The organism is Streptomyces sp. NPDC006739, from assembly GCF_042869815.1.
Lineage (GTDB): Bacteria > Actinomycetota > Actinomycetes > Streptomycetales > Streptomycetaceae > Streptomyces.
Window position 1 is genome coordinate 67,102 of the sequence record NZ_JBIAGM010000017.1, and the last position, 21,205, is coordinate 88,306.

Below are 21,205 nucleotides of genomic sequence, written 5' to 3' on the forward strand. Positions count from 1 at the left end.
TCAGTACGCGTGAGCAGCGGTGACCTCGGCGGAGCGGGCGAGGGCCTGTTGGGCGTCCGAACCGCGCAGCGCCAGCAGGGTGAGGGCCAGTGCGTCAACCACGACGAGGTGAGCGAGGCGCCCTGCCACGGCTTCGAGGCCGAGAGTGAGGTCCTGGCCGCCGGCAAGTAGCGTGCACTGGCTGGTCTCGGTCAGCGGCGAACGGGCATAGCTGGTGAGCGAGATGACTGTGGCTCCGCGCGTGTGGGCGCGTCGGGCGGCGTCCACGGTGGTTCGGGTGGCGCCGGTGTGGCTGACGGCCAGGCAGACGGCATCCGAGGGGAGCAGCGAGGCGGCTACCTCGGCGGTGAGTGGGTCAGTGGGGGCGTCGACGGCGCAGCCCAGGGCCCTGAGGCGGTAGGCCGCGTCGGTGGCCACCGCGGTGGACAGGCCAGCACCGACGACCAGGATCCGGCTCGCGCCGTGCAACGCCTCGGCAGCAGTGCGCAGGCCGTCGGGAGAGACTGTCGCGGATAGCCCGTCCAGGGCCTCCCGTGCCGCTTGCACGGTGTCGGCCAACGCGCGGGAGGTGGGATCGGCGCCTGCCGGCGTGGTGGGCCGGGGCGACTCCCGGACTGCGATGATCTTCACCTCCTGATAGCCGCGGAAGCCCAGCCGCTGACAGGCGCGGACCACGGAGGAGGGCGCTGTGTGCGCCATGGCGGCTACGTCGCTCACGCTCAGCCGCACCAGTTCAGGTCCCTGGTCGAGCAGGACCTGCGCGACCCTTGCCTCCGCGTCGCGCAGTTGCGGCAGTCGGGCGCGTACGTGGGCCGCTAGATTCCGCACGTCAACGGTCCGTGCGTCGGTAGAAGCACTTCCGATCAGGGAATGATGTTCCATGGCTGTAGCATAATGCGGAATTCAATTCCCTGACGCTTCAGCTTCTGGAACGGTCGACGCTCATGAATGTGTTCATGCAAGCCGGCACTGCCGTGCCCGTAGTGGTGCTGACCGCAGCGGTGCTGCACGCCGGGTGGAACGCACTGGCGCACGCGATTCCGAACAAGCTCGCCGGCTTCACGCTGATCAACCTCGTCTTCGTCGGCGTCAGCGCGATCTGGGTCAGTTTCACCCCGCTCCCTGGCTCTGCTGCGTGGCCGTTCATCGCGGCGTCAGCCCTGCTCCAGGTGGCCTATCAGACGCTGCTGCTCCAGGCTTACAGGCTCGGTGACTTCGGTCAGATGTACCCGGTCGCGCGCGGCGTCGCACCCCTGCTGGTCGCCGTCCTCTCGGTGAGCGTTCTCGGCCAGGAGCTGTCAGCCCCCGAACTCACCGGCGTCCTGATCATTTCAGCCGGGCTGGTCGCCCTCGCTCTGGCGGACGGCTTGCCGGACCGCGCCCAGTTGCCGGCACTGACGGCTGCCCTCGGCACCGGCGTCATGATCGCCTCATACACAATCGTCGACGGTACGGGCGTACGGCGCTCAGACAGCGTCTTCGGCTACATAGCCTGGAGCTTCCTGCTGCAGGGCATGCTCTTCTGCGCCGGTGCCTTCGTGCTGGGCGGGCGCCGCCTGTCCGCCCGGCTGCGCGACGCCCCGATGCGCGGACTGACTGGTGGGGTGCTCTCACTGACCGCGTACGCGCTGGTGGTATGGGCGCAGGACCACGGCGACCTGGCGTCCATCGCCGCACTCCGCGAGACAAGCATCGTCATCGCCGCGCTGCTCGGTACCGTGTTCTTCCGCGAGCGACTGGGCGGCCGACGGCTGGCCGCGAGCGTCACCGTGGTGGCCGGCATCGCCGTGCTCCAGCTCGCGCACACCTGAACGTCCGAGCCGACTGGCTGCCCGAGCTGACCTCGGAGAACGCGTCCAACACGCCCGTGCCGAGCTGTCGGTGTCGGGCTTGTGCCGGACTGTCTGAGCTGGTGCTCGCCCCTGCGCGAATCTTCGGTCAACCCGTGTTGATGCGGTAACAACCCGGTCGGGGCGCGAGGTCGTAGAACTGCGGCAACAGGGCCTCCCGGATCGCGCTGATGGCCTCGGACAACCCCGCCCACGGCTCCTGCGGCATGAGTGGATCCCCCTGATCTGCTGTGGTGACGTCAGGTGGGCAGAGTAACGGCTGACGACCAGAAGAATGCCCCGGAACGGCGACCTGTCATATCATCAGGACACCGGCACAGCAGGGCGCTCACACAACGGGCGTCGCGATGCCCTGTGCAGCCCCCGAGACCGTGGCGAACCGTGAGCGCGCGCCTGTCGCCGCGCTGCACGAGGATCGGGTCAAGCCCGCTCATGCAGTAATACCCACGCAGGTCAGGGCTCGCCCCAGGTGACGGGGCCCTCACCCCAGCGTGAGCCATCGGATGCCGGATCGGCTGACGTCCGATGCTTCCTCCTCGGAGATCGGCTCGCGTCCGGTGGCCTTGCGCAGGGAGCGAAGTTGATCCCAGCCCAGCTTCTCCATTGTCGCTGCCCCGTCCGGTCCGAACAGAAGCTCCTGCACCAGATCTGCGGCAGGGGCGGTCAGCCACGGTTCGCGCCCCAGGGCGTCGGCGAGGTCCAAGCCGTGCACGGCGACCTCGACCACGCGCGTCAGCAGGAACTCCGACAGGAGCATCGGATCGCCGTGCCGGGTGCGGACCACACGCCCTTCGGGTGCGGACCGGCACAATCGGTCCACCTGTTGCCACATGGCGTTGAAGTCGTCGGCGAGCGCGGCGCCGTTGAGCTGTGTGGCCGCGTGGTCTTGGGCCAGGGTGATCCGGGCCGCGTTGGTGTCTGGAGCGAAACGGTCGTCGGGTCGGTAGTAATCCACCGCAGAGACTTCGGCGCGGGGCGGTGCAGACGCGGCCAGCATGCCTGGCAGCCAGGAAATCACCACCCGGACATGAGCCAGCAAATCGCTCACGTCCCACGGTGCACACCGCGTCGGCAGACGCCATTCGCCCGCCGAGACCCCCGTCATCACTCGCGCAAGCTGCTCCGCCTCAAGACGAAATGCTTCAACGACCCGCCCGTGATCCATGCCGATCAAGCTACCCGGCCAGAACTGGTGCAGCAGCAGACCGCAAACGCGCTCCGTGTCCTCGGTACGGTTGGCTGTGTACGCGAGAAACGAAACGGGTCGCTTGTACGCGGCTGCGGTTGTCACTTCGCACCCGTTGCGTGATCAATGTCCCTGAGTTCGGCGAGCCACTGCGGTCGTCCTCGCGGGCCGAGTGCGGCCGCCGGTCGGCACTTCTCCAGGTCGTCGGACTCGCCCTGCTCTGGGCCTTCTGCCTGAACCAGCGGTCTCGTCCGTCCACGCGTCAGGACGGTCCTTGTGCGAAAGCCGCCGGCGAGAAGGTGAAGGCCACGTATGTGCGTCCGCCCGCCTGGAAGTGGGCGTCCTCGGCCATCCCGTAGTGCCGGTGCACGGCCAAGGAGCGCTCGTTGGCTGTCTCGACGAACGCAACAGCGAGGTCGAAGTCATCCATCAGAGCGTGACTGAGCGCCGTGAGCAGCTTCGTCAGCACCCCACGCCCTTGGAAACGTTCGTCGACCGCGACGGGGCCGTAAAGGAAGAGCCTGCCCAGGTCGCGTCCGTCTGTCGCCTTGGTGACGGCCGCGACGGCTGCCGCAGCCGGGTGCTGTGGCGGGAACCAGCCCGGCTCGCTCGTGATCGCGAACCCGGCGAGTTCCCCCGCGGCATCGGCGACGAAGATGCCTGGGCCATCCTGGAAACGCCTGAGGAGTTCGCCCGTCAGGTTGCCCTGCACAAAGCCTCGACGCGCCCGTTCCTCATCGCTGAACCCCACTCCGCGGGCCTTGTCCATCAGGGACAGGATCGCTGCGTGATCTTCGGGACGGGACCTGCGCACATTGATCGTCATATAGCAGACACTACGCAGAGACGTAGGCGCCAGACCCTGCGAACGGTGCCATCCCGTGACGGGGCCCTATACGAGATCGCCCAGGTCAAGCCCGACGATCCCACCTCCGGACCGCGGTTCGCCGCGTGCACGCTGACATCGATCATCGTCGGGCCGCGATCGGCGCGCTGTTCTTCAAGGAGCGGTTCGGTGCTCCCCGGGTCGCCGCCGCCGGGCTGCCGGTCGTCGGGATCGGACCGATGCCGCACGCCGGATGAGCGGGTGCCGGGCCGGTGCCGACGTGACGTCCCGCGAGCCGAGGAGCACCCTGGAAGCAACGGCTGTGGGAGGTGGTCATCATGACGGACACGACGGGCACGACAGGCACGATGCACAGCGCCGTGGGATGGCACGTCGAACTGGAGTTCCTGGAGGACGACGAGCACACCCGCGCGGTCGCCCTCGTCCGGCTGCCCGACGGCAGCGAGGTACGGTCGCACGGGCATGCGAGCCGGCATCACACCGACGTCAATCAGCCGCGCGTCGGCGAGGAGATCGCCGGGGCGCGCGCCCTCAACGAACTGGCCATGGAGCTGCTGAGCAAGGCGCACACGGAGATCGACGCGGAGTCCGGGCGGACCTCGCACACCATCAACGTGTGACGGGCCGGGACCCGGACTCGTCCCCAGACGCCGTGCGTACCGCCCGCACCAGCGCCTGCGCCCTCGGATCCGCCGTCACGCTCTCGCGGAACCCGTTGGTGACATAGCCGAAGGCGATGCCCGAGTCGGGATCGGCGAAGCCGAGGGCGCCGCCGCGGCCCGGGTGACCGAAGGAGCCGGGGGAGAGCAGCGGGGACGCGCTGCCGTGCAGCATGTAGCCGCAGCCGAAGCGGGTACCGACGACGAGGACCCGGTCCGGACCGGCGGACTGCTCGGCGCGGGCCAGTTCGGCGGTGTCCGGGGTGAACAGCCGGATGCCGCCGTCCACCTCGCCGATCAGCGACGCGTAGAAGCGGGCGAGGCCGTCGGCGGTGGCGATGCCGTTCGAGGCGGGCAGGGCGGCTGCGCGGTAGGCGGGCGCGTTCTCGTCCGGGAGCGGGGTGATCGCGGCGAAGGCGCGGCGGGTGAGCGAGCCGGGATCGGCGTAGGCCTCGGTGACCGCCCGCTTCGGGCGGGTGCGCAGGGCGCCGGCCGTCTTGGGGGCCGCCACCGGGCCGACCCTGCCGACCCGGCCGGTCTCGGACTCCGGCAGGCCCAGCCACAGGTCGGCGGCGAGCGGGCCGGTGATCTCGTGCGCGATCCACTCGCCGATCGGCCGGCCGGTGATCCGCCGCACCAGCTCGGCGGTGAGCCAGCTGAAGGTCTGCGCGTGGTAGCCGTGGTCCGTGCCGGGCTCCCACACCGGTGCCTGCGCCGCGACGGCCGCCGCGCCGAGGTCGGGGTCGGCCGCCTCGGCGGGGGTCAGCGGGCGGTCCAGGACCGGGACGCCGGCGCGGTGCGCGAGCAGGTGCCGGACCAGGGTGCGCTCCTTGCCCGCCGCCTTGTACTGCGGCCAGTACTCGCCCACCGGCGCGTCCAGGTCCAGCTGCCCGCGCTGGTGCAGCAGCAGGAGTACGGCGGCGGCGACCCCCTTCGTCGCCGAGCGCACGATCTGCGCCGTGCCCGGCTGCCAGGGCGCGGTCCCGTCGACGTCCCGGGTGCCGGCCCACAGGTTCACGACCCGGTGCCCGTCCCGGTAGACGGTGACGGCCGCACCCCGCTCGCCGAGCTGCGCGAAGTGCGCCGCGAACGCCTCCCTGACCGGCTCGAAGCCCTCGGCCACTGTGCCGTTCACCCGTACGTCCACGCCGGATCCCTCCCCTTCGCTTGCGACAGCAAGTGAAACACCGGGGGACGGCCTTGGATTCCTCGGGGTTCAGCCCAGGACGATCGTCACGTCGATGTTGCCGCGCGTCGCGTTGGAGTACGGGCACACCTCGTGGGCCGCGTCCACCAGCTTCGCCGCGACGTCCGCGTCGAGCACCGGCAGGGAGACGCTCAGGGCGACCGCGAGGCCGTAGCCGCGGTGCTTGTTCGGGCCGATGCCCACCTTCGCGGCGACCGTGGAGCCGGTCAGGTCGAAGCCGGCGCGGTTGCCCACCAGGATCAGCGCGTTGTGGAAGCAGGAGCTGTAGCCGGCCGCGAACAACTGCTCCGGGTTGGTGCCGTTGCCGTCCCCGCCCAGCGCCGGCGGCATCGCGACCTTCAGCTCGATCTCGCCGTCCTGACTGGTGACGTACCCGTCCCGGCCGCCGTGGGCGGTGGCCTCGGCGACGTACATGATCTTCGTCGGACGGGTGTCGACGCTGGTGCCGTCACTCATGGCGGGCCCTCCCCCGAAACAGGCGTGCACAAATACATCGTGCACAAGGTACTGGCTGGTAGGTCAGTTGTCCCCATCAGGGGGTGGCAACCCGGGGTAACACGAGTTCAGCAGGTCAGCGAGTGGTCTCCGCCGCCGCCCCCGCCCGCTGCGCGAGCCGCCACAGCTCCTCGCGCAGCCGCGCGATCTCCTGGGCGCCGAGGCCCGTTGCGGTGAGCAGTGCGCCGGGTACGCGCGCCGCGCGCTCCCTGAGTTCCTCCGCGCGCCCGGTGGGCGCGACGAGCACCGAGCGCTCGTCCAGCGCCGAGCGCTCCCGGCGCACCAGACCCGCCCCCTCCAGCCGCTTCAGCAGCGGCGACACCGTGCCGTAGTCCAGACGCAGGGCCGAGGCCAGCTCCTTCACCGTCGTCTCGCCGCGTTCCCACAGCACCAGCAGCACCAGGTACTGCGGGTAGGTGAGCCCGAGGTCGTCGAGGAGCGGGCGGTACGCGGCGGTCACCGCGCGCTGGGCGGCGTACAACGCGAAGCAGAGCTGCTCGTCAAGGAGCAGTGACCCGGACTCCTCTTGATGTGTCACGCGCCCATTGTCACGGACCGCGGACGACGGCGGCGGCCGGTACGGAGACGGCGGTAAGACGCCGCGGCGAGCGGGATCCCCGAAATATGGCACATTGGAGAGGAGGCGGACGCACAGATTCCGCACAGGTCACTGAGGGTAAGGGGCCGTTCGATGTCTGTAGTCGAGCAGTACGCGCGAGCCCACATCGTCACGGACGAGGATCTCCTGGAGGACCCGGCGGTCCCCGTGGTCCTGCGCTACGACTCCGAGGCCGACCCCCGTACGGTCCAGGTGGGGCTGCCGGGCACGCACGAGTGGACCCTGTCCCGGTCGCTGCTGGAACAGGGGCTGCGGGCCCCGGCCGAGAGCGGCGACGTACGGGTGTGGCCGTGCGGGCGGGTCCAGGCGGTGGTGGAGTTCCACTCCGCGCAGGGCGTCTCGGTGGTCCAGTTCGAGTCGAAGGCCCTCGTCCGGTTCCTGCGGCGCACCTACGGCCGCTGATCAGCCGCCCATCTTCAGCAGCGCCGCCACGATCGGCCCCGCCGTGTCGCCGCCGTGGCCGCCCGCCTCGACCACACCGGCCGCCGCGAGATCACCGTGGTAGGCGGTGAACCACCCGTTGGGCTTCTTCTGGCCGTCGACCTCGGCCGAGCCGGTCTTCGCGCCGTAGTCCGGACCCGCCAGACCCGCCATCGCCTTGGCCGCCGTGCCGTACGCCGCCGTGTACTGCATGACCTCCTTCAGCTCGGCCTGCGTCTTCGCCGACATCGTGCGCGAGGCCTTGGCCAGCGTGCGGTGGTCCACCGTCGGTGAGACCAGGTACGGCTGGTGGAAGGTACCCGTCTCCACCGTCGACGCCACCGACGCCATGTTCAGCGGGTTCATGCGCACCCCGCCCTGCCCGATCAGCGAGGCGCCCATCTGGGCGCCGCTCTGCACCGGGACCGAACCGTCGAACGTGGGGACGCCGATGGCCCAGTTGTCCATGCCGAGGCCGTAGACCTCCTGGGCCTCCTTCGTCAGGTCGCCGTTGGACAGCTTCGGCGCGAAGTCGATGAAGGCGTTGTTGCAGGAGGCACCGAAGCTCAGCTTGAAGGTGCCCTTCTTGATCTCGGAATTGGCGTCGTTGTGGAACGTCCAGCCGGCCAGCTTGTACGTCTTGGGGCACGGGTGCGACGCGTCGGGGGTGATGAGCCCCTTCTCGAACAGCATCGTCGAGGTCACGATCTTCATGGTGGAGCCGGGCGCGAGGGAGCCCTGGAAGGCCGTGTTGAAGCCGTGGCCGGCGTTGGCCACCGCGAGGATCTCACCGGTCGAGGGCCGCATGACCACCACCGACGCCCGGGCCTGCTTGCCGACCTGCTGCTCGGCGGCGGCCTGGAGGGTCGGGCTGAGCGTCGTCCGTACCGTGCCCGGCGTGCCCTTGCTCAGCTCGACCAGCGTCTTGTCGGGCAGCTGGGCCTTCTGCGACGCCTTGCCGCGCACCACGCGCAGCTCCACGCCCGCCCGGCCGCCCGCCGTCTTGCCGAACTTCTCCCGCAGCCCGTCCAGCACCGTGCCCAGCGAGGGGTACCTGGCGGCCGTGATCTCGCCGCCGTCGCGGTCCAGCGCCTTGATGGGCGGGGTGCCGGACTCGCCCGTGACCAGCGTGTCGCCGTCCTGGAGATCGGGGTGGACGACGGCGGCGTGCCAGTCGACGAGCGCCTTGCCGTCGCTCGCCCGGCGCACGACGGTGAGCGAGCTGCCGTACGCGAGCGGCTTGCTCAGGCCGTGGTCCGACACCGTGGCCTTCACGGAGAAGGGGACCTTGGCGCCCGCGCGGGTGCCGGGGGTGAGGGTGACGTCCTTGAGGTGGGCGTCCTTGGTGTAGCCGGTGAGCAGCGCGGTGGCGGCGGCGGAGTCGTCGGTGGCGGCCGCCGCCCCGGTCACGTCGCCGTGCTGCCAGGCCGTCAGGAAGCGCGCGGAGACCGTCCGCACCTCGGCCGCGGACGGCGGACCGGTCTTCACGGCCTTGTGGTCACCCGCGCCCGAGGGCTGCGCGTCGGCCGACGCGCCGCCCCCGTACAGGGCGTAGACGCCGAGGCCGGCGCCGCAGACGACCATGGTGATCATCCCGCCGAGCACGGCGGGCCTGGTCTTCCGTTTCCGTCGCTCGGCGACGCGCCTTCTGTTGCCCACAGCCTTCGTTCCTCCGCGAAAATCCCCAGGGTCCCCCGCCGGCCCTCGTAGCTCTCACACACCCCAACGACGGGCCCCACCCTAGAGTCCCTTCCTGTACGAGTGACTTCAGCGGGCAGTCCGTAGCACGCTTGCGACAATCGGACCGGCCGCGTCGATGCCGTGGCCGCCGTCCTGGGCCATCGCGGCGGCGGCGACGTCGTCGCGGTAACCGGCGAACCAGCTGTTCGACCTGGTCTGGCCGTCGACCTCCGCCGAGCCGGTCTTCGCGCCGATGCTGCCGCTCAGCCCGGCCATCACGCCGGCCGCGGTGCCGCTGGTCGCGGTGCGGTTCATCATCGCGCGCAGCTGGGCGACCGTGCCGGCCGACAGGCCCCCGGCGGTGGCCAGGTCACGGCCGTCCAGCCGCTGCGGCACGATCACCGGCTGCCGGAAGGTGCCCGTCATCGCGGTGGCCGTCACCGACGCCATGTTCAGCGGGCTCATCTGCACCTGGCCCTGGCCGATCAGGTTGGCCGCGGTGTCCGGGCCGCCGGAGGCGGGGACCTTGCCGTCGAAGGACGGGATGCCGACCTTCCAGTTGTCCTGGCCGAGCCCGAACCGCTGCTGCGCCTCGTTGGTGAGGGAGTCCACCTTCACCGAGTCGGCGTACTTCACGAAGGCGGTGTTGCAGGAGCGGGCGAAGCTCTCGGAGAGGGTCGCGTGCTCGTCGGGGGCCAGACCCTTCAGGTTGCTGAAGGTCTGGCTCTGCCAGGTCGCGGTCGGCGGACAGGGCGCCGGGCCGTTCGCCGTGGTGAGGCCGTCGTCGATGAGGGTCGCGGCGCTGATGATCTTCATGGTGGAGCCGGGGGCCAGCTCGCCGAGGAAGGCCGCGTCGAAGCCGTCGCCGCGGTGGTTGGCCACGGCCAGCACCTCGCCGGTGCTGGGTTTGACGGCCACCACGGACGACTCCGGGTACTTCCTGACCGCCGTCTCCGCCGCCGCCTGCGCGCTCGCGCTCAGGGTCGTGCGCAGCTTGCCGGCCCTGCCCTCGGCGAGGGTCAGCAGCGTGGTGTCGGCCTGGCCCTCACCCTGGTGGTGGATCACCAGTTCGATCCCGGCGCGTCCGCCCGCCTTGGACCCGTACCGGCCGCGCAGCTCGTCCAGGACGGGACCGAGGGACGGGTACCGCTCCTTGGTCAGCACCTGTCCGTCGCGGTCCACGGCCTCGATCGGCGGGCTCGCCGCCGCGCCGGTGACCAGCGTGTCGCCCGTGCGCAGCTGCGGGTGGACGACGGAGGGCCGCCAGTCGACCAGCGCCCGGTGCGTGGTCCGGCCGCGCACGACCGTGAGGCTGCTCTTGTAGTCGAGCGCCTTGGACTGCCCGCCGTAGGACACCGTCGCCCGCACCGTGAAGGGCACGGTGGTGCCGGTGGCCGCTTCGGGCGTGATGTGTACGGCGGTGATGTGCGCGTCCCCGCCGTAGTCGCTCAGCAGGGTGCCGGCCGCCGCGGCGTCGTCGGTGTACGACGCCGCCGTCGCCGCCTCCCCCTTCTCCCAGGCCGCGAAGAACTTCGTCGTCGTCTCCCGCACCTCCGAGGCGCCGGGCGGCCCGCTCAGCACCTTCACCCCGTCGGCCCCCGAGCCCCCGGTGCCGGACAGCGCCGACATGAGGTTGTAGGCGCCGTACCCGGCCCCACCCACCATGACGGCGCAGACGCCTCCTATGACGGCGCCCTTGACTCCCTTGCGCATCGCGCGTTCCCCTCCCCGTTCGGCCCTGCTCGCGTATTGTGAACGCGTTCAAAAACAGGTCCTGGGGACGCACTGTATGCGCTTGCCGTGTCTGCTGTGACGAGGTTGCCGATTGTTGTCCGAACGGAGACGTTCTCAGACCCAGGTGTCCAACCACATACGTGAACGCCAGGAGTCGATCGGGATGGCCGTCCCGGTGTACAGGGGCCAGAAGTAGATGAAGTTCCAGGCGATCAGCAGCACCAGCACGCCCGCGCCCGCCGCGCCGACCACACGGCGGGTCTCGCTGGAGCCGGGCGGGCCGACGATCGCGCCGATCAGCATCGCCACCGCCAGACACAGGAAGGGGATGAAGACGACGGCGTAGAAGAGGAAGATCGTCCGCTCCTGGTACATGAACCAGGGCAGGTAGCCGGCCGCGATGCCGCAGGCGATGGCGCCGGCCCGCCAGTCACGGCGCAGCAGCCAGCGCCACAGGACGTAGAGGATCGCGAAGCAGGCCGCCCACCACAGCAGCGGTGTGCCGATGGCCAGGACCTCGCGGGCGCACTTCTGGCCCGCGTCCGCGGGGCAGCCGTCGGCGCCGGGCGCGGGGGACTCGTAGTAGTACGACACCGGGCGGCCCAGCACGATCCAGCTCCACGGATTGGACTGGTAGGTGTGCGGCGACGACAGGTGGACGTGGAAGTTGTAGACCTCGTGCTCGTAGTGCCACAGGCTGCGCAGCCAGTCCGGCAGGAACGTCCAGTGGCCGCCCTTGCCGTCGGTGGCCGCCCAGTTGCGGAAGTAGCCGCCCGTGCCGTTGGTCGGGGAAAGGATCCAGCCGAGCCAGGAGACCAGGTAGACGGCGGTCGCCACCGGGACCGTGGCCAGGAAGGTCAGGCCCAGGTCGTACTTGAGCACCGCGGCGTACGGGCGCCGGGCGCCGGCCACCTTGCGGGCGCCCACGTCCCACAGCAGCGCCATCACACAGAACGCGGCCAGGATGTACAGCCCGTTCCACTTGGTCCCGATGGCCAGACCGAGCAGCACACCGGCCGCCCAGCGCCAGGGACGCCATCCCGGGCGCAGGGTGTCGCCCACGTCCCCGTCCGGCCGGACCCGGCCGTCGGCGTCGGCCGGCAGCGCGGCGGCGAACCGCTCGCGCGTCCGGTCGCGGTCGACGACCAGACAGCCGAAGGCCGCCACCACGAAGAACATCAGCACGCCGTCGAGCAGCGAGGTGCGGCTCATCACGAAGTGCAGACCGTCCACCGCCATCAGCGCGCCGGCCAGGCAGCCGAGGAACGTCGAGCGGAACATCCGGCGGCCGATGCGGCACAGCAGCAGCACGGACAGGGTGCCGAGCAGCGCCGTCATGAACCGCCAGCCGAACGGGTTGAACCCGAACACCAGCTCGCCCAGGCCGATGACGTACTTGCCGACCGGCGGATGCACGACGTACGCCGCGTCCGCCGGGATGGTCAGATGGCCGTGCGTCTGCAGCACCAGATCGTTGGCGTTCTTGTCCCAGTTGACCTCGAAGCCGCGGTGGACGAGCGCCCAGGCGTCCTTGGCGTAGTACGTCTCGTCGAATATCACCGCCCTGGGGCTGCCCAGGTTCCAGAACCGCAGGAGGCCGGCCATCAGCGTCACCAGCAGCGGGCCGACCCAGCCCGACCAGCGGACGACGCGCCGGGCCAGGGCCGGCGGCACGCCCAGGGAGAGCCACAGGCGCGGGCTCGGCTCGGCGTAGGGCGGCACCAGCCGGTCCCGTACGTCGCCGCCGGCCCCCGGCGCGGCCGGGCCGGCCGACGGGGCCGGTGAGGGCGCCGTGTAGCCGAAACGGCGCAGCCGCTGCTGCCACGCCGGCCGCTGGTCGTGCGGTGCCTGGCCCTGCCGGGTGTCCATGGAGGACGCGGTACTGGTCACCGCGCCATCGTAGGGAACCGTGCTGTGTGAGTCCCGTGCATGGGCGGTACCGGTCGGGGGCGCGGGCGCGTCCTGGGAGGATGGGGAGGTGACTGGAACCCTTGTTTTGGCGGGCACCCCCATCGGCGACATCGCGGACGCGCCGCCCCGGCTGGCCGAGGAACTGGCCGGCGCCGACGTCGTCGCCGCCGAGGACACGCGGCGGCTGCGGTGGCTCACCCAGGCGCTGGGCGTGACGCCCAAGGGGCGGGTGGTGTCGTACTTCGAGGGCAACGAGGCCGCGCGCACGCCGGAACTGGTCGAGGAACTGGCCGGCGGGGCGCGCGTGCTGCTGGTCACCGACGCCGGTATGCCCTCGGTGTCCGACCCCGGGTACCGGCTGGTCGCAGCGGCCGTCGAGCGGGACATCCGGGTCACCGCCGTACCGGGGCCGTCCGCGGTGCTCACCGCGCTGGCGCTGTCCGGTCTGCCGGTCGACCGGTTCTGCTTCGAGGGCTTCCTGCCGAGGAAGGCCGGGGAGCGGCTGTCGCGCCTGCGCGAGGCCGCCGGGGAGCGCCGCACGCTGGTCTACTTCGAGGCCCCGCACCGGCTCGACGACACCCTCGCCGCCATGGCCGAGGTCTTCGGCGCCGACCGGCGGGCCGCCGTCTGCCGGGAGCTGACCAAGACGTACGAGGAGGTACGGCGCGGCCCGCTGGCGGAGCTGGCGCGGTGGGCGGCCGACGGGGTGCGCGGCGAGATCACCGTGGTGGTGGAGGGCGCCCCGGAGCGGGGCCCCGAGGAACTGTCCGCCGAGGAACTCGTCCGCCGGGTGCGGGTGCGCGAGGAGGCGGGGGAGCGGCGCAAGGAGGCCATCGCGGCGGTCGCCGTGGAGGCCAAACTGCCCAAACGGGTGGTGTTCGACGCGGTCGTGGCGGCCAAGAACGGCTGACTCCCCAGGGCCGCGACGGCGGAGCCGGTGTGAAGGGACGGCGAAGTGTTGTGAAGGGGCTCACACCCCCTCTGAGCAGGTCTCTTCTCCCATGAGCGAGCGCCCCATGAGGGAGCAAAGCACAGTCGCCGAAGGCAAAGCGCGGACCCCGCCGAGAAGGGCGATTTGGCAAGCAGAGTCCAAATCGCCTCCAACACTCGACAGGCCTGGTGCGCTCCGGCCGGGACAGGCGTCCACTGGTTCACAGGGACGCACCTGTCCCTCGCCCCCAAGGGGAGGAGCTGGCATGAGTGAGATCGCTGGGCAGCAGACCGGCCTTCGCGGTACGGCCACGGCCGTCGTCAACGAGTCGTATTCCTTCGCCTGCATGCGGTGCGGGCACGGCTGGGAGCAGTCGTACGAGATAGAGCACCACAAGGACGGCGACGGTCATGAGTTCGTCCTCTACGTGGCCGAGGGTCAGGTCGTCCCGTCCCCGCTGAGCCGGCCGGCGTGCCAGAACTGCGACGGCCACGTGGTGCGGATCATGCGCGCGGGCCAGGTCTCTTCGGTACGCAGCGCCGGGCAGCGCCACCACGCCGAGGCCCCGCAGGCCGGGCCGGCCGAGGCGCCCGGGACGTCCGGGGCCCCCGCCGACGCCGGGGAGCACCACCACTGGCATCTGTCCGATCTCCTGCATCCCTTCCAGCGCAAGGCCGGCTGAGCCGAGCGCCCGGCGGGCGGGGCATGTCCCTTTCGTAGGATCGGGACATGCCTTCGAACGCCGACAAGAACGCGGCACCGCCGCTCCCGGAGACCCTCCGGGTGCCCGTCGCCGACTCCCACACCCACCTCGACATGCAGTCCGGCACGGTCGCGGAAGGCCTCGCGAAGGCCGCGTCGGTGGGGGTGACGACGGTCGTCCAGGTCGGCTGCGACCTCAAGGGCTCGCGCTGGGCCGCCGAGACGGCCGCCGCGTACGACGGCGTCCACGCGACCGTCGCCCTGCACCCCAACGAGGCCCCGCGCATCGTCCACGGGGACCCCGACGGCTGGTCGAGGCAGGGCGCCCGCGAGCCGGGTGGCCAGGCCGCGCTGGACGAGGCCCTCGCCGAGATCGACCGGCTGGCCGGCCTGCCCCAGGTCAAGGGCGTCGGCGAGACCGGGCTCGACCACTTCCGCACCGGTCCCGGAGGCAAGGCGGCCCAGGAGCGGTCCTTCCGCGCCCACATCGAGATCGCCAAGCGGCACGGCAAGACCCTGGTCATCCACGACCGCGACGCGCACGCCGACGTCCTGCGCGTCCTGAAGGAGGAGGGCGCGCCCGAGCGCACGGTCTTCCACTGCTACTCGGGCGACGCCGAGATGGCCGAGGTCTGCGCCCGTGAGGGCTACTTCATGTCCTTCGCCGGGAACATCACCTTCAAGAACGCCCAGAACCTGCGCGACGCCCTCGCGGTCGCCCCGCTGGAACTGGTCCTCGTCGAGACCGACGCGCCCTTCCTGACCCCGGTGCCGTACCGGGGCCGGCCCAACGCCCCGTATCTCGTCCCCGTCACCGTCCGGGCGATGGCGGCCGTGCGCGGCATCGACGAGGACGCGCTGGCGACGGCCCTGGGTGCGAACACGGCTCGCGCATTCGACTACTGACCGTTATTGATACGGGTATTGATCGTTACTGAACGTCAGGACGGTCGTCCGTTCGAGGCACAACGGTCCGTAGTCGCGTCGCTTTGGAGAGTGACGTCCGCTCCGCTAGGTTCTGGGGGCCCGATCCGGACCCCCTCAGGCCCTCTGGAGCGTGTCGGCGTGAGCAACTCGCGGTACGAGACGTACGAAACGTTCGAGCCCCCCGGCCCGGACGCCTGCGTGCACGGCGCGGCGACCCTGCCGTACGGCATGTACGAGGACACCTACCAGCCCGCCTACGAGGCGCAGGCCTACTTCGTCCCCGAACCGGTGCTGCCCCCGCCGCGCCGGTCGCCGGCCCTGCCCGCCGACGAGGAGCCGGAGCCGCGGGTGCCCGGGGCCCGGGTCGCCGCCCGTGCCGGCCGGCGTGCCGCGCGCCGGCGCCGGGCCCGCCCCGCCGAGCGCTCGGAATCGGCCGTGCGCCGGCTGCTGCCGCAGGCACTGGTCGTCGCCTTCCTCGCCGGCGGCACCACCGCGTTCGTCGCCAAGGACAAGGCGGTCGAGCTGAGCGTCGACGGCAGGCCGCGCACCCTGCACACCTTCGCCGACGACGTCACCGGACTGCTGGCCGAGGAGGGCGTGCGGGTGGGCGCGCACGACCTGGTCGCGCCCGCCGCCGGTACCGCGCTCGCCAGCGGGGACGAGGTCGCGGTGCGCTACGGCCGCCCGGTCCGGCTCACGCTGGACGGTGAACGGCGCGAGGTGTGGACGACGGCGCGCACCGTGGACGGGGCGCTCCGGCAGCTGGGGGTGCGCCCGGAAGGGGCGTACCTGTCGGCCTCCCGCTCGCAGAGCATCGGACGCGCCGGGCTCTCGCTCGACGTGCGTACCGAACGGGCCGTCACGATCATGGCGGACGGCCGCACCCGCACCATCCGCACCAACGCGGCCACCGTCCGCGAGGCGGTCGAGGAGGCGGGCATCACCCTGAGCGGCGAGGACACCGTCTCGGTGCCGGACACCAGCTTCCCGCGCGACGGGCAGACGGTGACCGTGCTGCGGGTGACCGGGTCCAAGGAGGTCCGCGAGGAACAGATCCCGTTCCGCACGGAGCGCTCGCAGGACCCGTCCCTGTTCAAGGGGACCGAGGTGGTCGAACGGGTCGGACAGGCCGGGCTGCGCCGGGTCACCTACCTCCTGCGGACCGTCAACGGCGTCCGGCAAAAGCCCCGCCGGGAGAAGTCCGAGGTGGTGCGCGAACCGCAGAAGCAGGTGGTGAAGGTGGGCACCAAGCCGCTGCCCCCCTCCACGCACAGCACCGACGGCCTGAACTGGCACGGGCTCGCGACCTGCGAGTCCGGCGGCCGGCCGCACGCCACCGACCCCTCCGGGATCTTCGGCGGGCTCTACCAGTTCGACGCGAACACCTGGCACAGCCTCGGCGGCAGCGGCCGCCCCCAGGACGCGCCCGCCTCCGAACAGACGGACCGCGCGAAGAAGCTGTACATGCGGCGCGGAACCAGCCCCTGGCCGCACTGCGGGGCCCGGCTGCACGGGTGAGCGGCCGAAAGGGTTCAGCACGGCCCGTACCCTTGTCCCGTGAGCAGCCCCACCCCCGACGCCCTCCTCGGCCCCGCCGACATCCGTGAGCTGGCGGCAGCGCTCGGTGTACGCCCCACCAAGCAGCGCGGCCAGAACTTCGTGATCGACGCCAACACGGTCCGCCGTATCGTCCGCACCGCCGGCGTCCGGCCCGAGGACGTGGTCGTCGAGGTCGGTCCCGGCCTCGGCTCCCTCACCCTGGCGCTGCTGGAGGCCGCCGAGCGCGTCACCGCCGTCGAGATCGACGACGTCCTGGCCGCCGCGCTGCCCGCGACGATCACGGCGCGCATGCCCGCGCGCGCGGACCGGTTCGCGCTGGTGCACTCCGACGCGATGCACGTGGCCGAACTGCCCGGCCCGGCCCCGACGGCCCTGGTGGCGAACCTGCCGTACAACGTGGCGGTGCCCGTGCTGCTGCACATGCTGGAAACCTTCCCCAGCATCGAGCGGACGCTGGTGATGGTGCAGTCCGAGGTCGCCGACCGGCTCGCCGCCGCGCCCGGCTCCAAGGTGTACGGCGTACCGTCCGTGAAGGCGAACTGGTACGCCGAGGTCAAGCGGGCCGGGGCGATCGGCCGCAACGTCTTCTGGCCCGCGCCCAACGTCGACAGCGGGCTGGTCTCCCTCGTCCGGCGCACCGAGCCGATCAGGACCACGGCCTCCCGGAAGGAGGTCTTCGCGGTCGTCGACGCGGCGTTCGCGCAGCGCCGCAAGACCCTGCGGGCGGCGCTCGCCGGGTGGGCCGGTTCGGCGGCGGCCGCCGAGGCGGCCCTGGTCGCCGCCGGTGTCTCGCCGCAGGCGCGCGGGGAGGCGCTGACGGTGGAGGAGTTCGCCCGGATCGCGGAGCACGCGGAACATGCGGTCAGCGGGGAGCACGCTGAGAACGGGGAGGCGGGCGCGTGAGCGTGACGGTACGGGTCCCGGCCAAGGTCAACGTCCAGCTCGCGGTCGGCGCCGCGCGCCCCGACGGCTTCCACGACCTCGCCAACGTCTTCCTCGCCGTCGGCCTGTACGACGAGGTGACGGTCACCCCGGCCGAGGAACTGCGCGTCACCTGCGAGGGACCGGACGCCGACCAGGTGCCCCTGGACCGGAGCAACCTCGCCGCGCGGGCGGCGATCGCGCTCGCGGAGCGCCGGGGCATCGAGCCGGCCGTGCATCTCCACATCGCCAAGGACATCCCGGTCGCCGGTGGCATGGCGGGCGGCAGCGCGGACGGCGCGGGCGCGCTGCTCGCGTGCGACGCGCTGTGGGGGACGGGCGCCACCCGCGGTGAACTCCTCGCCATCTGCGCCGAGTTGGGCAGCGATGTGCCGTTCAGTCTGGTGGGCGGCGCGGCCCTCGGGGTCGGGCGCGGTGAGCTGCTGACCGCTCTGGAGGTCGGCGGCACCTTCCACTGGGTGTTCGCGATGGCCGGGCGGGGGCTGTCGACCCCGGCGGTCTTCCGGGAGTTCGACCGGCTGGCCGAGGGGCGGGAGATCCCGGAGCCGGTGGCTTCGGCGGAGCTGCTGGAGGCGCTCGCGAAGGGTGACGTCGAGGCGCTGGCAGCGGCCGTGTCCAACGACCTTCAGCCCGCGGCGCTGTCCCTGTTCCCGGAACTGGCCCAGACGCTGGAGGCGGGGCGGGCGGCGGGTGCGCTCACCGCGCTGGTCTCCGGGTCCGGGCCCACCACGGCGTTCCTCGCCCGGGATGCCGAGTCGGCGGAGAAGGTGGCGGCGACCCTGCGCACGTCCGGCACGTGCGGGTCGGTACGGACGGCGGCGGGGCCGGTGGCGGGGGCGGCGGTGGTCTAGAGGGTGCCCGTCAGAGTTCGTCGATCGCGGTCAGATCGATGTCGATCGAGTACGGTTTGTCGACCTTGATGCGGTCACGGTGCATGCCGGTGTGGATGTATGCCCTGGTGAGCGGGTCGAGTTCGTAGACGTGGATGGCGGGCCTGCCGCTCGTGCCGTTCTCCTCGACGCGCCAGAAGTTCGAGATCCCCGCAGCGGCGTACTTCTGGGGCTTGGTCGTGCGGTCGCGGGACTCCGAGTCCGGGGAGACGACCTCGATGGCGAGGAGCACGTCCATGGCCTCGTACTTCGTCTGCCGAGAGCCCGTGATGGAGTCGGCGCGGACGACGCTGACATCGGGCTCCGGCCCATTGCGGTTGTCCAGCACGACTGTCATTTCCCGACTGACCCTGAACTCGGCGGGCACCGTCGTGCGCAGGCCGCCGACAAGCAGGTCGATCACATTGGCATGAAAACGGCGCTGCGGACTCACGAAAACCAGGCTCCCGTCGATCAGCTCGGTGTGCGGCGGGAGATCAGGCAGCGTGAACAGATCGTCCACGGTGTAGCCGTCCTGCGGCGGCACCGGCCACTGGACGCGGTGCTCTAGGGACTCGGCGGTCATGGTTCCTCCCATGGACGGGATCCTGCTGCCTGCCCTCCACGGTAGCGGCCCGTTACCGATCACGTCATCACAAAGAGTGACCGCACCCTCGCGCTCCGCCCCCCGCCCCGCAGGCCCTACGCTAGAAGGCTGACCCACGCGGCGGAGCCGCATGTCGATCCAGCCCCGCGCACAGGAGTGAAATGGCCGTCAACCTGGTCAATGTCGAGAACGTCAGCAAGGTGTACGGCACCCGTGCCCTGCTGGACGGCGTCTCACTCGGCGTGTCGGAAGGGGACCGGATCGGGGTCGTCGGACGCAACGGCGACGGCAAGACCACCCTCATCCGGATGCTCGCCAAGCTGGAGGAGGCCGACACCGGGCGGGTCACCCACTCCGGCGGACTGCGCATCGGGGTGCTCACCCAGCACGACTCCCTCGACCCGAAGGCCACCGTCCGGCACGAGGTCATCCGGGACCTCGCCGACCACGAGTGGGCCGGAAACGCCAAGATCAGAGACGTACTGACCGGGCTCTTCGGCGGCCTCGACCTGCCCGGCTTCCCGCAGGGCCTCGACACCGTCATCGCGCCGCTGTCCGGCGGCGAGCGGCGCCGGATCGCGCTCGCCAAGCTGCTCATCGAGGAACAGGACCTGATCGTCCTCGACGAGCCCACCAACCACCTCGACGTCGAGGGCATCGCCTGGCTCGCCCGCCATCTGCGCGAGCGGCGCTCCGCGCTCGTGTGCGTGACGCACGACCGGTGGTTCCTGGACCAGGTGTGCACCCGCATGTGGGACGTGCAGAAGGGCGCCGTCTACGAGTACGAGGGCGGCTACTCCGACTACGTCTTCGCCCGCGCCGAGCGCGAGCGCATCGCCGCCACCGAGGAGACCAAGCGGCAGAACCTGGTCCGCAAGGAGCTGGCCTGGCTGCGGCGCGGTGCCCCCGCACGGACGTCCAAGCCGCGCTTCAGGGTCGAGGCCGCCAACGAGCTGATCAAGGACGTACCGCCGCCCCGGGACACCAGCGAGCTGATGAAGTTCGCGTCCTCGCGGCTGGGCAAGACGGTCTTCGACCTGGAGGACGTGACCGTCCAGGCCGGCCCCAAGGTGCTGCTCAAGCACGTCACCTGGCAGCTCGGGCCCGGTGACCGCATCGGCCTGGTCGGGGTGAACGGCGCCGGGAAGACCTCCCTGCTGCGGGCGATGGCCGAGGCGGCCCGCACCGAGGGCGAGACCCAGCCGGTCGGCGGACGGGTCGCCGTCGGCAGGACCGTCAAACTGGCCTACCTCTCCCAGGAGGTCGGCGAGCTGAACCCGAACCTGCGCGTCCTGGAGGCCGTCCAGCAGGTGCGGGAGCGGGTCGACCTCGGCAAGGGGCGCGAGATGACCGCCGGGCAGCTGTGCGAGACGTTCGGCTTCAACAAGGAGAAGCAGTGGACGCCGGTCGGTGACCTGTCCGGCGGCGAGCGGCGCCGGCTGCAGCTGCTGCGGCTGCTCATGGACGAACCCAACGTCCTCTTCCTCGACGAGCCCACCAACGACCTCGACATCGAGACCCTCACCCAGCTGGAGGACGTCCTCGACGGCTGGCCCGGCTCGATGATCGTCATCTCCCACGACCGGTTCTTCGTCGAGCGCACCACCGACCGGGTCTACGCCCTCCTCGGCGACGCCACCCTGCGGATGCTGCCGCGCGGCATCGACGAGTACCTGGAGCGCCGCCGGCGGATGGAGGAGGCGGTCGCCGCCGCGTCGCCGGTCGCGCAGAAGGCCGTACCCGAGAAGAGCGCCGCCGACCAGCGTGCCGCCAAGAAGGAACTGCAGAAGATCGAACGGCAGTTGGACAAGGTCTCCGAGAAGGAGACCCGGCTGCACGCGCAGATCGCCGAGAACGCCACCGACTTCGCCAAGGTCGCCGAACTCGACGCCCAGCTGCGCGACCTGGCCACCGAGCGCGAGGAACTGGAGCTGCGCTGGCTGGAACTGGCCGACGAGGCATAGGGCGCGGCGGCGTTGCGTGCGCCGCGTGAAGGGGGCGTGAAGGCGCGTAACGGCGGTATCACGGCCCGGCTCTCCCTTGGGTACGAGGGCTGGTC

General features: G+C 71.3%; 20 protein-coding genes and 1 pseudogene. 11 read left to right on the forward strand and 10 right to left on the reverse strand.

The window, feature by feature from the left end:
• Nucleotides 1-828, reverse strand: coding sequence for a MurR/RpiR family transcriptional regulator (locus ACFYMM_RS29865; RefSeq protein WP_388391900.1), 828 nt, complete (start codon nucleotides 826-828; stop codon nucleotides 1-3).
• 128 nt (nucleotides 829-956) lie between these two features.
• Here ACFYMM_RS29865 and ACFYMM_RS29870 point away from each other — a divergent pair, with 128 nt between their 5' ends.
• Nucleotides 957-1,811, forward strand: a complete 855-nt coding sequence (locus tag ACFYMM_RS29870; RefSeq protein ID WP_388391902.1) for an EamA family transporter — start codon at nucleotides 957-959, stop codon at nucleotides 1,809-1,811.
• Between the two features lie 520 nt (nucleotides 1,812-2,331).
• Here the strand turns inward: ACFYMM_RS29870 and ACFYMM_RS29875 are convergent.
• The gene (locus ACFYMM_RS29875) at nucleotides 2,332-3,141 is read right to left on the reverse strand and encodes a maleylpyruvate isomerase family mycothiol-dependent enzyme (RefSeq protein WP_388391904.1); all 810 of its coding nucleotides are present in this window, start codon (nucleotides 3,139-3,141) and stop codon (nucleotides 2,332-2,334) included.
• A 157-nt stretch (nucleotides 3,142-3,298) separates the two neighbouring features.
• A complete protein-coding gene (locus ACFYMM_RS29880) occupies nucleotides 3,299-3,862 on the reverse strand; it encodes a GNAT family N-acetyltransferase (protein WP_388391905.1) in 564 nt (187 codons plus the stop codon).
• A gap of 152 nt (nucleotides 3,863-4,014) precedes the next feature.
• On the opposite strand from ACFYMM_RS29880, the pseudogene ACFYMM_RS29885 reads away from it, so the two are divergent.
• Nucleotides 4,015-4,119: pseudogene (locus ACFYMM_RS29885) on the forward strand (EamA family transporter); the annotation flags it as partial.
• An 81-nt stretch (nucleotides 4,120-4,200) separates the two neighbouring features.
• Nucleotides 4,201-4,503 (forward strand): DUF1876 domain-containing protein, encoded by a 303-nt coding sequence (locus ACFYMM_RS29890; protein ID WP_388391907.1) that lies wholly within the window; start codon nucleotides 4,201-4,203, stop codon nucleotides 4,501-4,503.
• Here the strand turns inward: ACFYMM_RS29890 and ACFYMM_RS29895 are convergent.
• From ACFYMM_RS29895 to ACFYMM_RS29905, 3 genes are all read right to left on the reverse strand, one after another.
• Nucleotides 4,493-5,689 carry a serine hydrolase domain-containing protein gene (locus tag ACFYMM_RS29895; protein ID WP_388391909.1) on the reverse strand — a complete coding sequence of 399 codons (1,197 nt, stop codon included), beginning with the start codon at nucleotides 5,687-5,689 and terminating at the stop codon, nucleotides 4,493-4,495. The genes ACFYMM_RS29890 and ACFYMM_RS29895 overlap by 11 nt on opposite strands.
• Nucleotides 5,690-5,758: 69 nt before the next feature.
• Nucleotides 5,759-6,205 carry an organic hydroperoxide resistance protein gene (locus ACFYMM_RS29900; protein WP_388391911.1) on the reverse strand — a complete coding sequence of 149 codons (447 nt, stop codon included), beginning with the start codon at nucleotides 6,203-6,205 and terminating at the stop codon, nucleotides 5,759-5,761.
• 115 nt (nucleotides 6,206-6,320) lie between these two features.
• Nucleotides 6,321-6,782: a MarR family winged helix-turn-helix transcriptional regulator gene (locus ACFYMM_RS29905; RefSeq protein WP_388391913.1), complete on the reverse strand. Its 462-nt coding sequence runs from the start codon at nucleotides 6,780-6,782 to the stop codon at nucleotides 6,321-6,323.
• 153 nt (nucleotides 6,783-6,935) lie between these two features.
• Between ACFYMM_RS29905 and ACFYMM_RS29910 the strand changes: the two genes are divergently transcribed.
• Nucleotides 6,936-7,265: an SsgA family sporulation/cell division regulator gene (locus ACFYMM_RS29910; RefSeq protein WP_388391915.1), complete on the forward strand. Its 330-nt coding sequence runs from the start codon at nucleotides 6,936-6,938 to the stop codon at nucleotides 7,263-7,265.
• Here ACFYMM_RS29910 and ACFYMM_RS29915 read toward each other — a convergent pair whose 3' ends face one another.
• From ACFYMM_RS29915 to ACFYMM_RS29925, 3 genes are all read right to left on the reverse strand, one after another.
• Complete coding sequence (locus tag ACFYMM_RS29915) at nucleotides 7,266-8,942, reverse strand: penicillin-binding transpeptidase domain-containing protein (RefSeq protein ID WP_388391917.1); 1,677 nt, start codon at nucleotides 8,940-8,942, stop codon at nucleotides 7,266-7,268.
• A gap of 108 nt (nucleotides 8,943-9,050) precedes the next feature.
• Complete coding sequence (locus tag ACFYMM_RS29920; RefSeq protein WP_388391919.1) at nucleotides 9,051-10,676, reverse strand: penicillin-binding transpeptidase domain-containing protein; 1,626 nt, start codon at nucleotides 10,674-10,676, stop codon at nucleotides 9,051-9,053.
• A gap of 135 nt (nucleotides 10,677-10,811) precedes the next feature.
• Nucleotides 10,812-12,587, reverse strand: coding sequence for a dolichyl-phosphate-mannose--protein mannosyltransferase (locus ACFYMM_RS29925; RefSeq protein ID WP_388391921.1), 1,776 nt, complete (start codon nucleotides 12,585-12,587; stop codon nucleotides 10,812-10,814).
• 88 nt (nucleotides 12,588-12,675) lie between these two features.
• Between ACFYMM_RS29925 and rsmI the strand changes: the two genes are divergently transcribed.
• The 6 genes from rsmI to ACFYMM_RS29955 all read left to right on the forward strand — a co-directional run bounded on the left by rsmI (nucleotide 12,676) and on the right by ACFYMM_RS29955 (nucleotide 18,521).
• Nucleotides 12,676-13,518, forward strand: a complete 843-nt coding sequence (rsmI, locus tag ACFYMM_RS29930; protein ID WP_388391923.1) for a 16S rRNA (cytidine(1402)-2'-O)-methyltransferase — start codon at nucleotides 12,676-12,678, stop codon at nucleotides 13,516-13,518.
• 286 nt (nucleotides 13,519-13,804) lie between these two features.
• On the forward strand, nucleotides 13,805-14,221 hold the full coding sequence (locus ACFYMM_RS29935; RefSeq protein ID WP_388391925.1) for a hypothetical protein: 417 nt from the start codon (nucleotides 13,805-13,807) through the stop codon (nucleotides 14,219-14,221).
• 47 nt (nucleotides 14,222-14,268) lie between these two features.
• Nucleotides 14,269-15,147 (forward strand): TatD family hydrolase, encoded by an 879-nt coding sequence (locus tag ACFYMM_RS29940; protein ID WP_388391927.1) that lies wholly within the window; start codon nucleotides 14,269-14,271, stop codon nucleotides 15,145-15,147.
• 159 nt (nucleotides 15,148-15,306) lie between these two features.
• On the forward strand, nucleotides 15,307-16,686 hold the full coding sequence (locus ACFYMM_RS29945) for a ubiquitin-like domain-containing protein (RefSeq protein WP_388391929.1): 1,380 nt from the start codon (nucleotides 15,307-15,309) through the stop codon (nucleotides 16,684-16,686).
• 39 nt (nucleotides 16,687-16,725) lie between these two features.
• Nucleotides 16,726-17,631, forward strand: coding sequence for a 16S rRNA (adenine(1518)-N(6)/adenine(1519)-N(6))-dimethyltransferase RsmA (gene rsmA, locus ACFYMM_RS29950; protein WP_388391931.1), 906 nt, complete (start codon nucleotides 16,726-16,728; stop codon nucleotides 17,629-17,631).
• Entirely contained in the window at nucleotides 17,628-18,521 is an 894-nt protein-coding gene (locus ACFYMM_RS29955) for a 4-(cytidine 5'-diphospho)-2-C-methyl-D-erythritol kinase (RefSeq protein WP_388391933.1), read from the forward strand. Before rsmA ends, ACFYMM_RS29955 begins: the two co-directional genes overlap by 4 nt.
• Nucleotides 18,522-18,531: 10 nt before the next feature.
• On the opposite strand, the gene ACFYMM_RS29960 is transcribed toward ACFYMM_RS29955, so the two are convergent.
• Nucleotides 18,532-19,125 carry a Uma2 family endonuclease gene (locus ACFYMM_RS29960; RefSeq protein WP_388392107.1) on the reverse strand — a complete coding sequence of 198 codons (594 nt, stop codon included), beginning with the start codon at nucleotides 19,123-19,125 and terminating at the stop codon, nucleotides 18,532-18,534.
• A 182-nt stretch (nucleotides 19,126-19,307) separates the two neighbouring features.
• On the opposite strand from ACFYMM_RS29960, the gene ACFYMM_RS29965 reads away from it, so the two are divergent.
• Complete coding sequence (locus ACFYMM_RS29965) at nucleotides 19,308-21,110, forward strand: ABC-F family ATP-binding cassette domain-containing protein (protein WP_388391935.1); 1,803 nt, start codon at nucleotides 19,308-19,310, stop codon at nucleotides 21,108-21,110.
• The last annotated feature ends 95 nt before the right edge of the window (nucleotides 21,111-21,205 follow it).

Excerpts from the sequence above, each read along its gene's own strand:
- ACFYMM_RS29870 (WP_388391902.1), top strand. The coding sequence starts at position 957 with ATGCAAGCCGGCACTGCCGTGCCCGTAGTGGTGCTGACCGCAGCGGTG.
- ACFYMM_RS29880 (WP_388391905.1), bottom strand. The coding sequence starts at position 3,862 with ATGACGATCAATGTGCGCAGGTCCCGTCCCGAAGATCACGCAGCGATC.
- ACFYMM_RS29890 (WP_388391907.1), top strand. The coding sequence starts at position 4,201 with ATGACGGACACGACGGGCACGACAGGCACGATGCACAGCGCCGTGGGA.
- ACFYMM_RS29900 (WP_388391911.1), bottom strand. The coding sequence starts at position 6,205 with ATGAGTGACGGCACCAGCGTCGACACCCGTCCGACGAAGATCATGTAC.
- ACFYMM_RS29910 (WP_388391915.1), top strand. The coding sequence starts at position 6,936 with ATGTCTGTAGTCGAGCAGTACGCGCGAGCCCACATCGTCACGGACGAG.
- ACFYMM_RS29920 (WP_388391919.1), bottom strand. The coding sequence starts at position 10,676 with ATGCGCAAGGGAGTCAAGGGCGCCGTCATAGGAGGCGTCTGCGCCGTC.
- ACFYMM_RS29935 (WP_388391925.1), top strand. The coding sequence starts at position 13,805 with ATGAGTGAGATCGCTGGGCAGCAGACCGGCCTTCGCGGTACGGCCACG.
- ACFYMM_RS29940 (WP_388391927.1), top strand. The coding sequence starts at position 14,269 with ATGCCTTCGAACGCCGACAAGAACGCGGCACCGCCGCTCCCGGAGACC.
- ACFYMM_RS29960 (WP_388392107.1), bottom strand. The coding sequence starts at position 19,125 with ATGACCGCCGAGTCCCTAGAGCACCGCGTCCAGTGGCCGGTGCCGCCG.
- ACFYMM_RS29965 (WP_388391935.1), top strand. The coding sequence starts at position 19,308 with ATGGCCGTCAACCTGGTCAATGTCGAGAACGTCAGCAAGGTGTACGGC.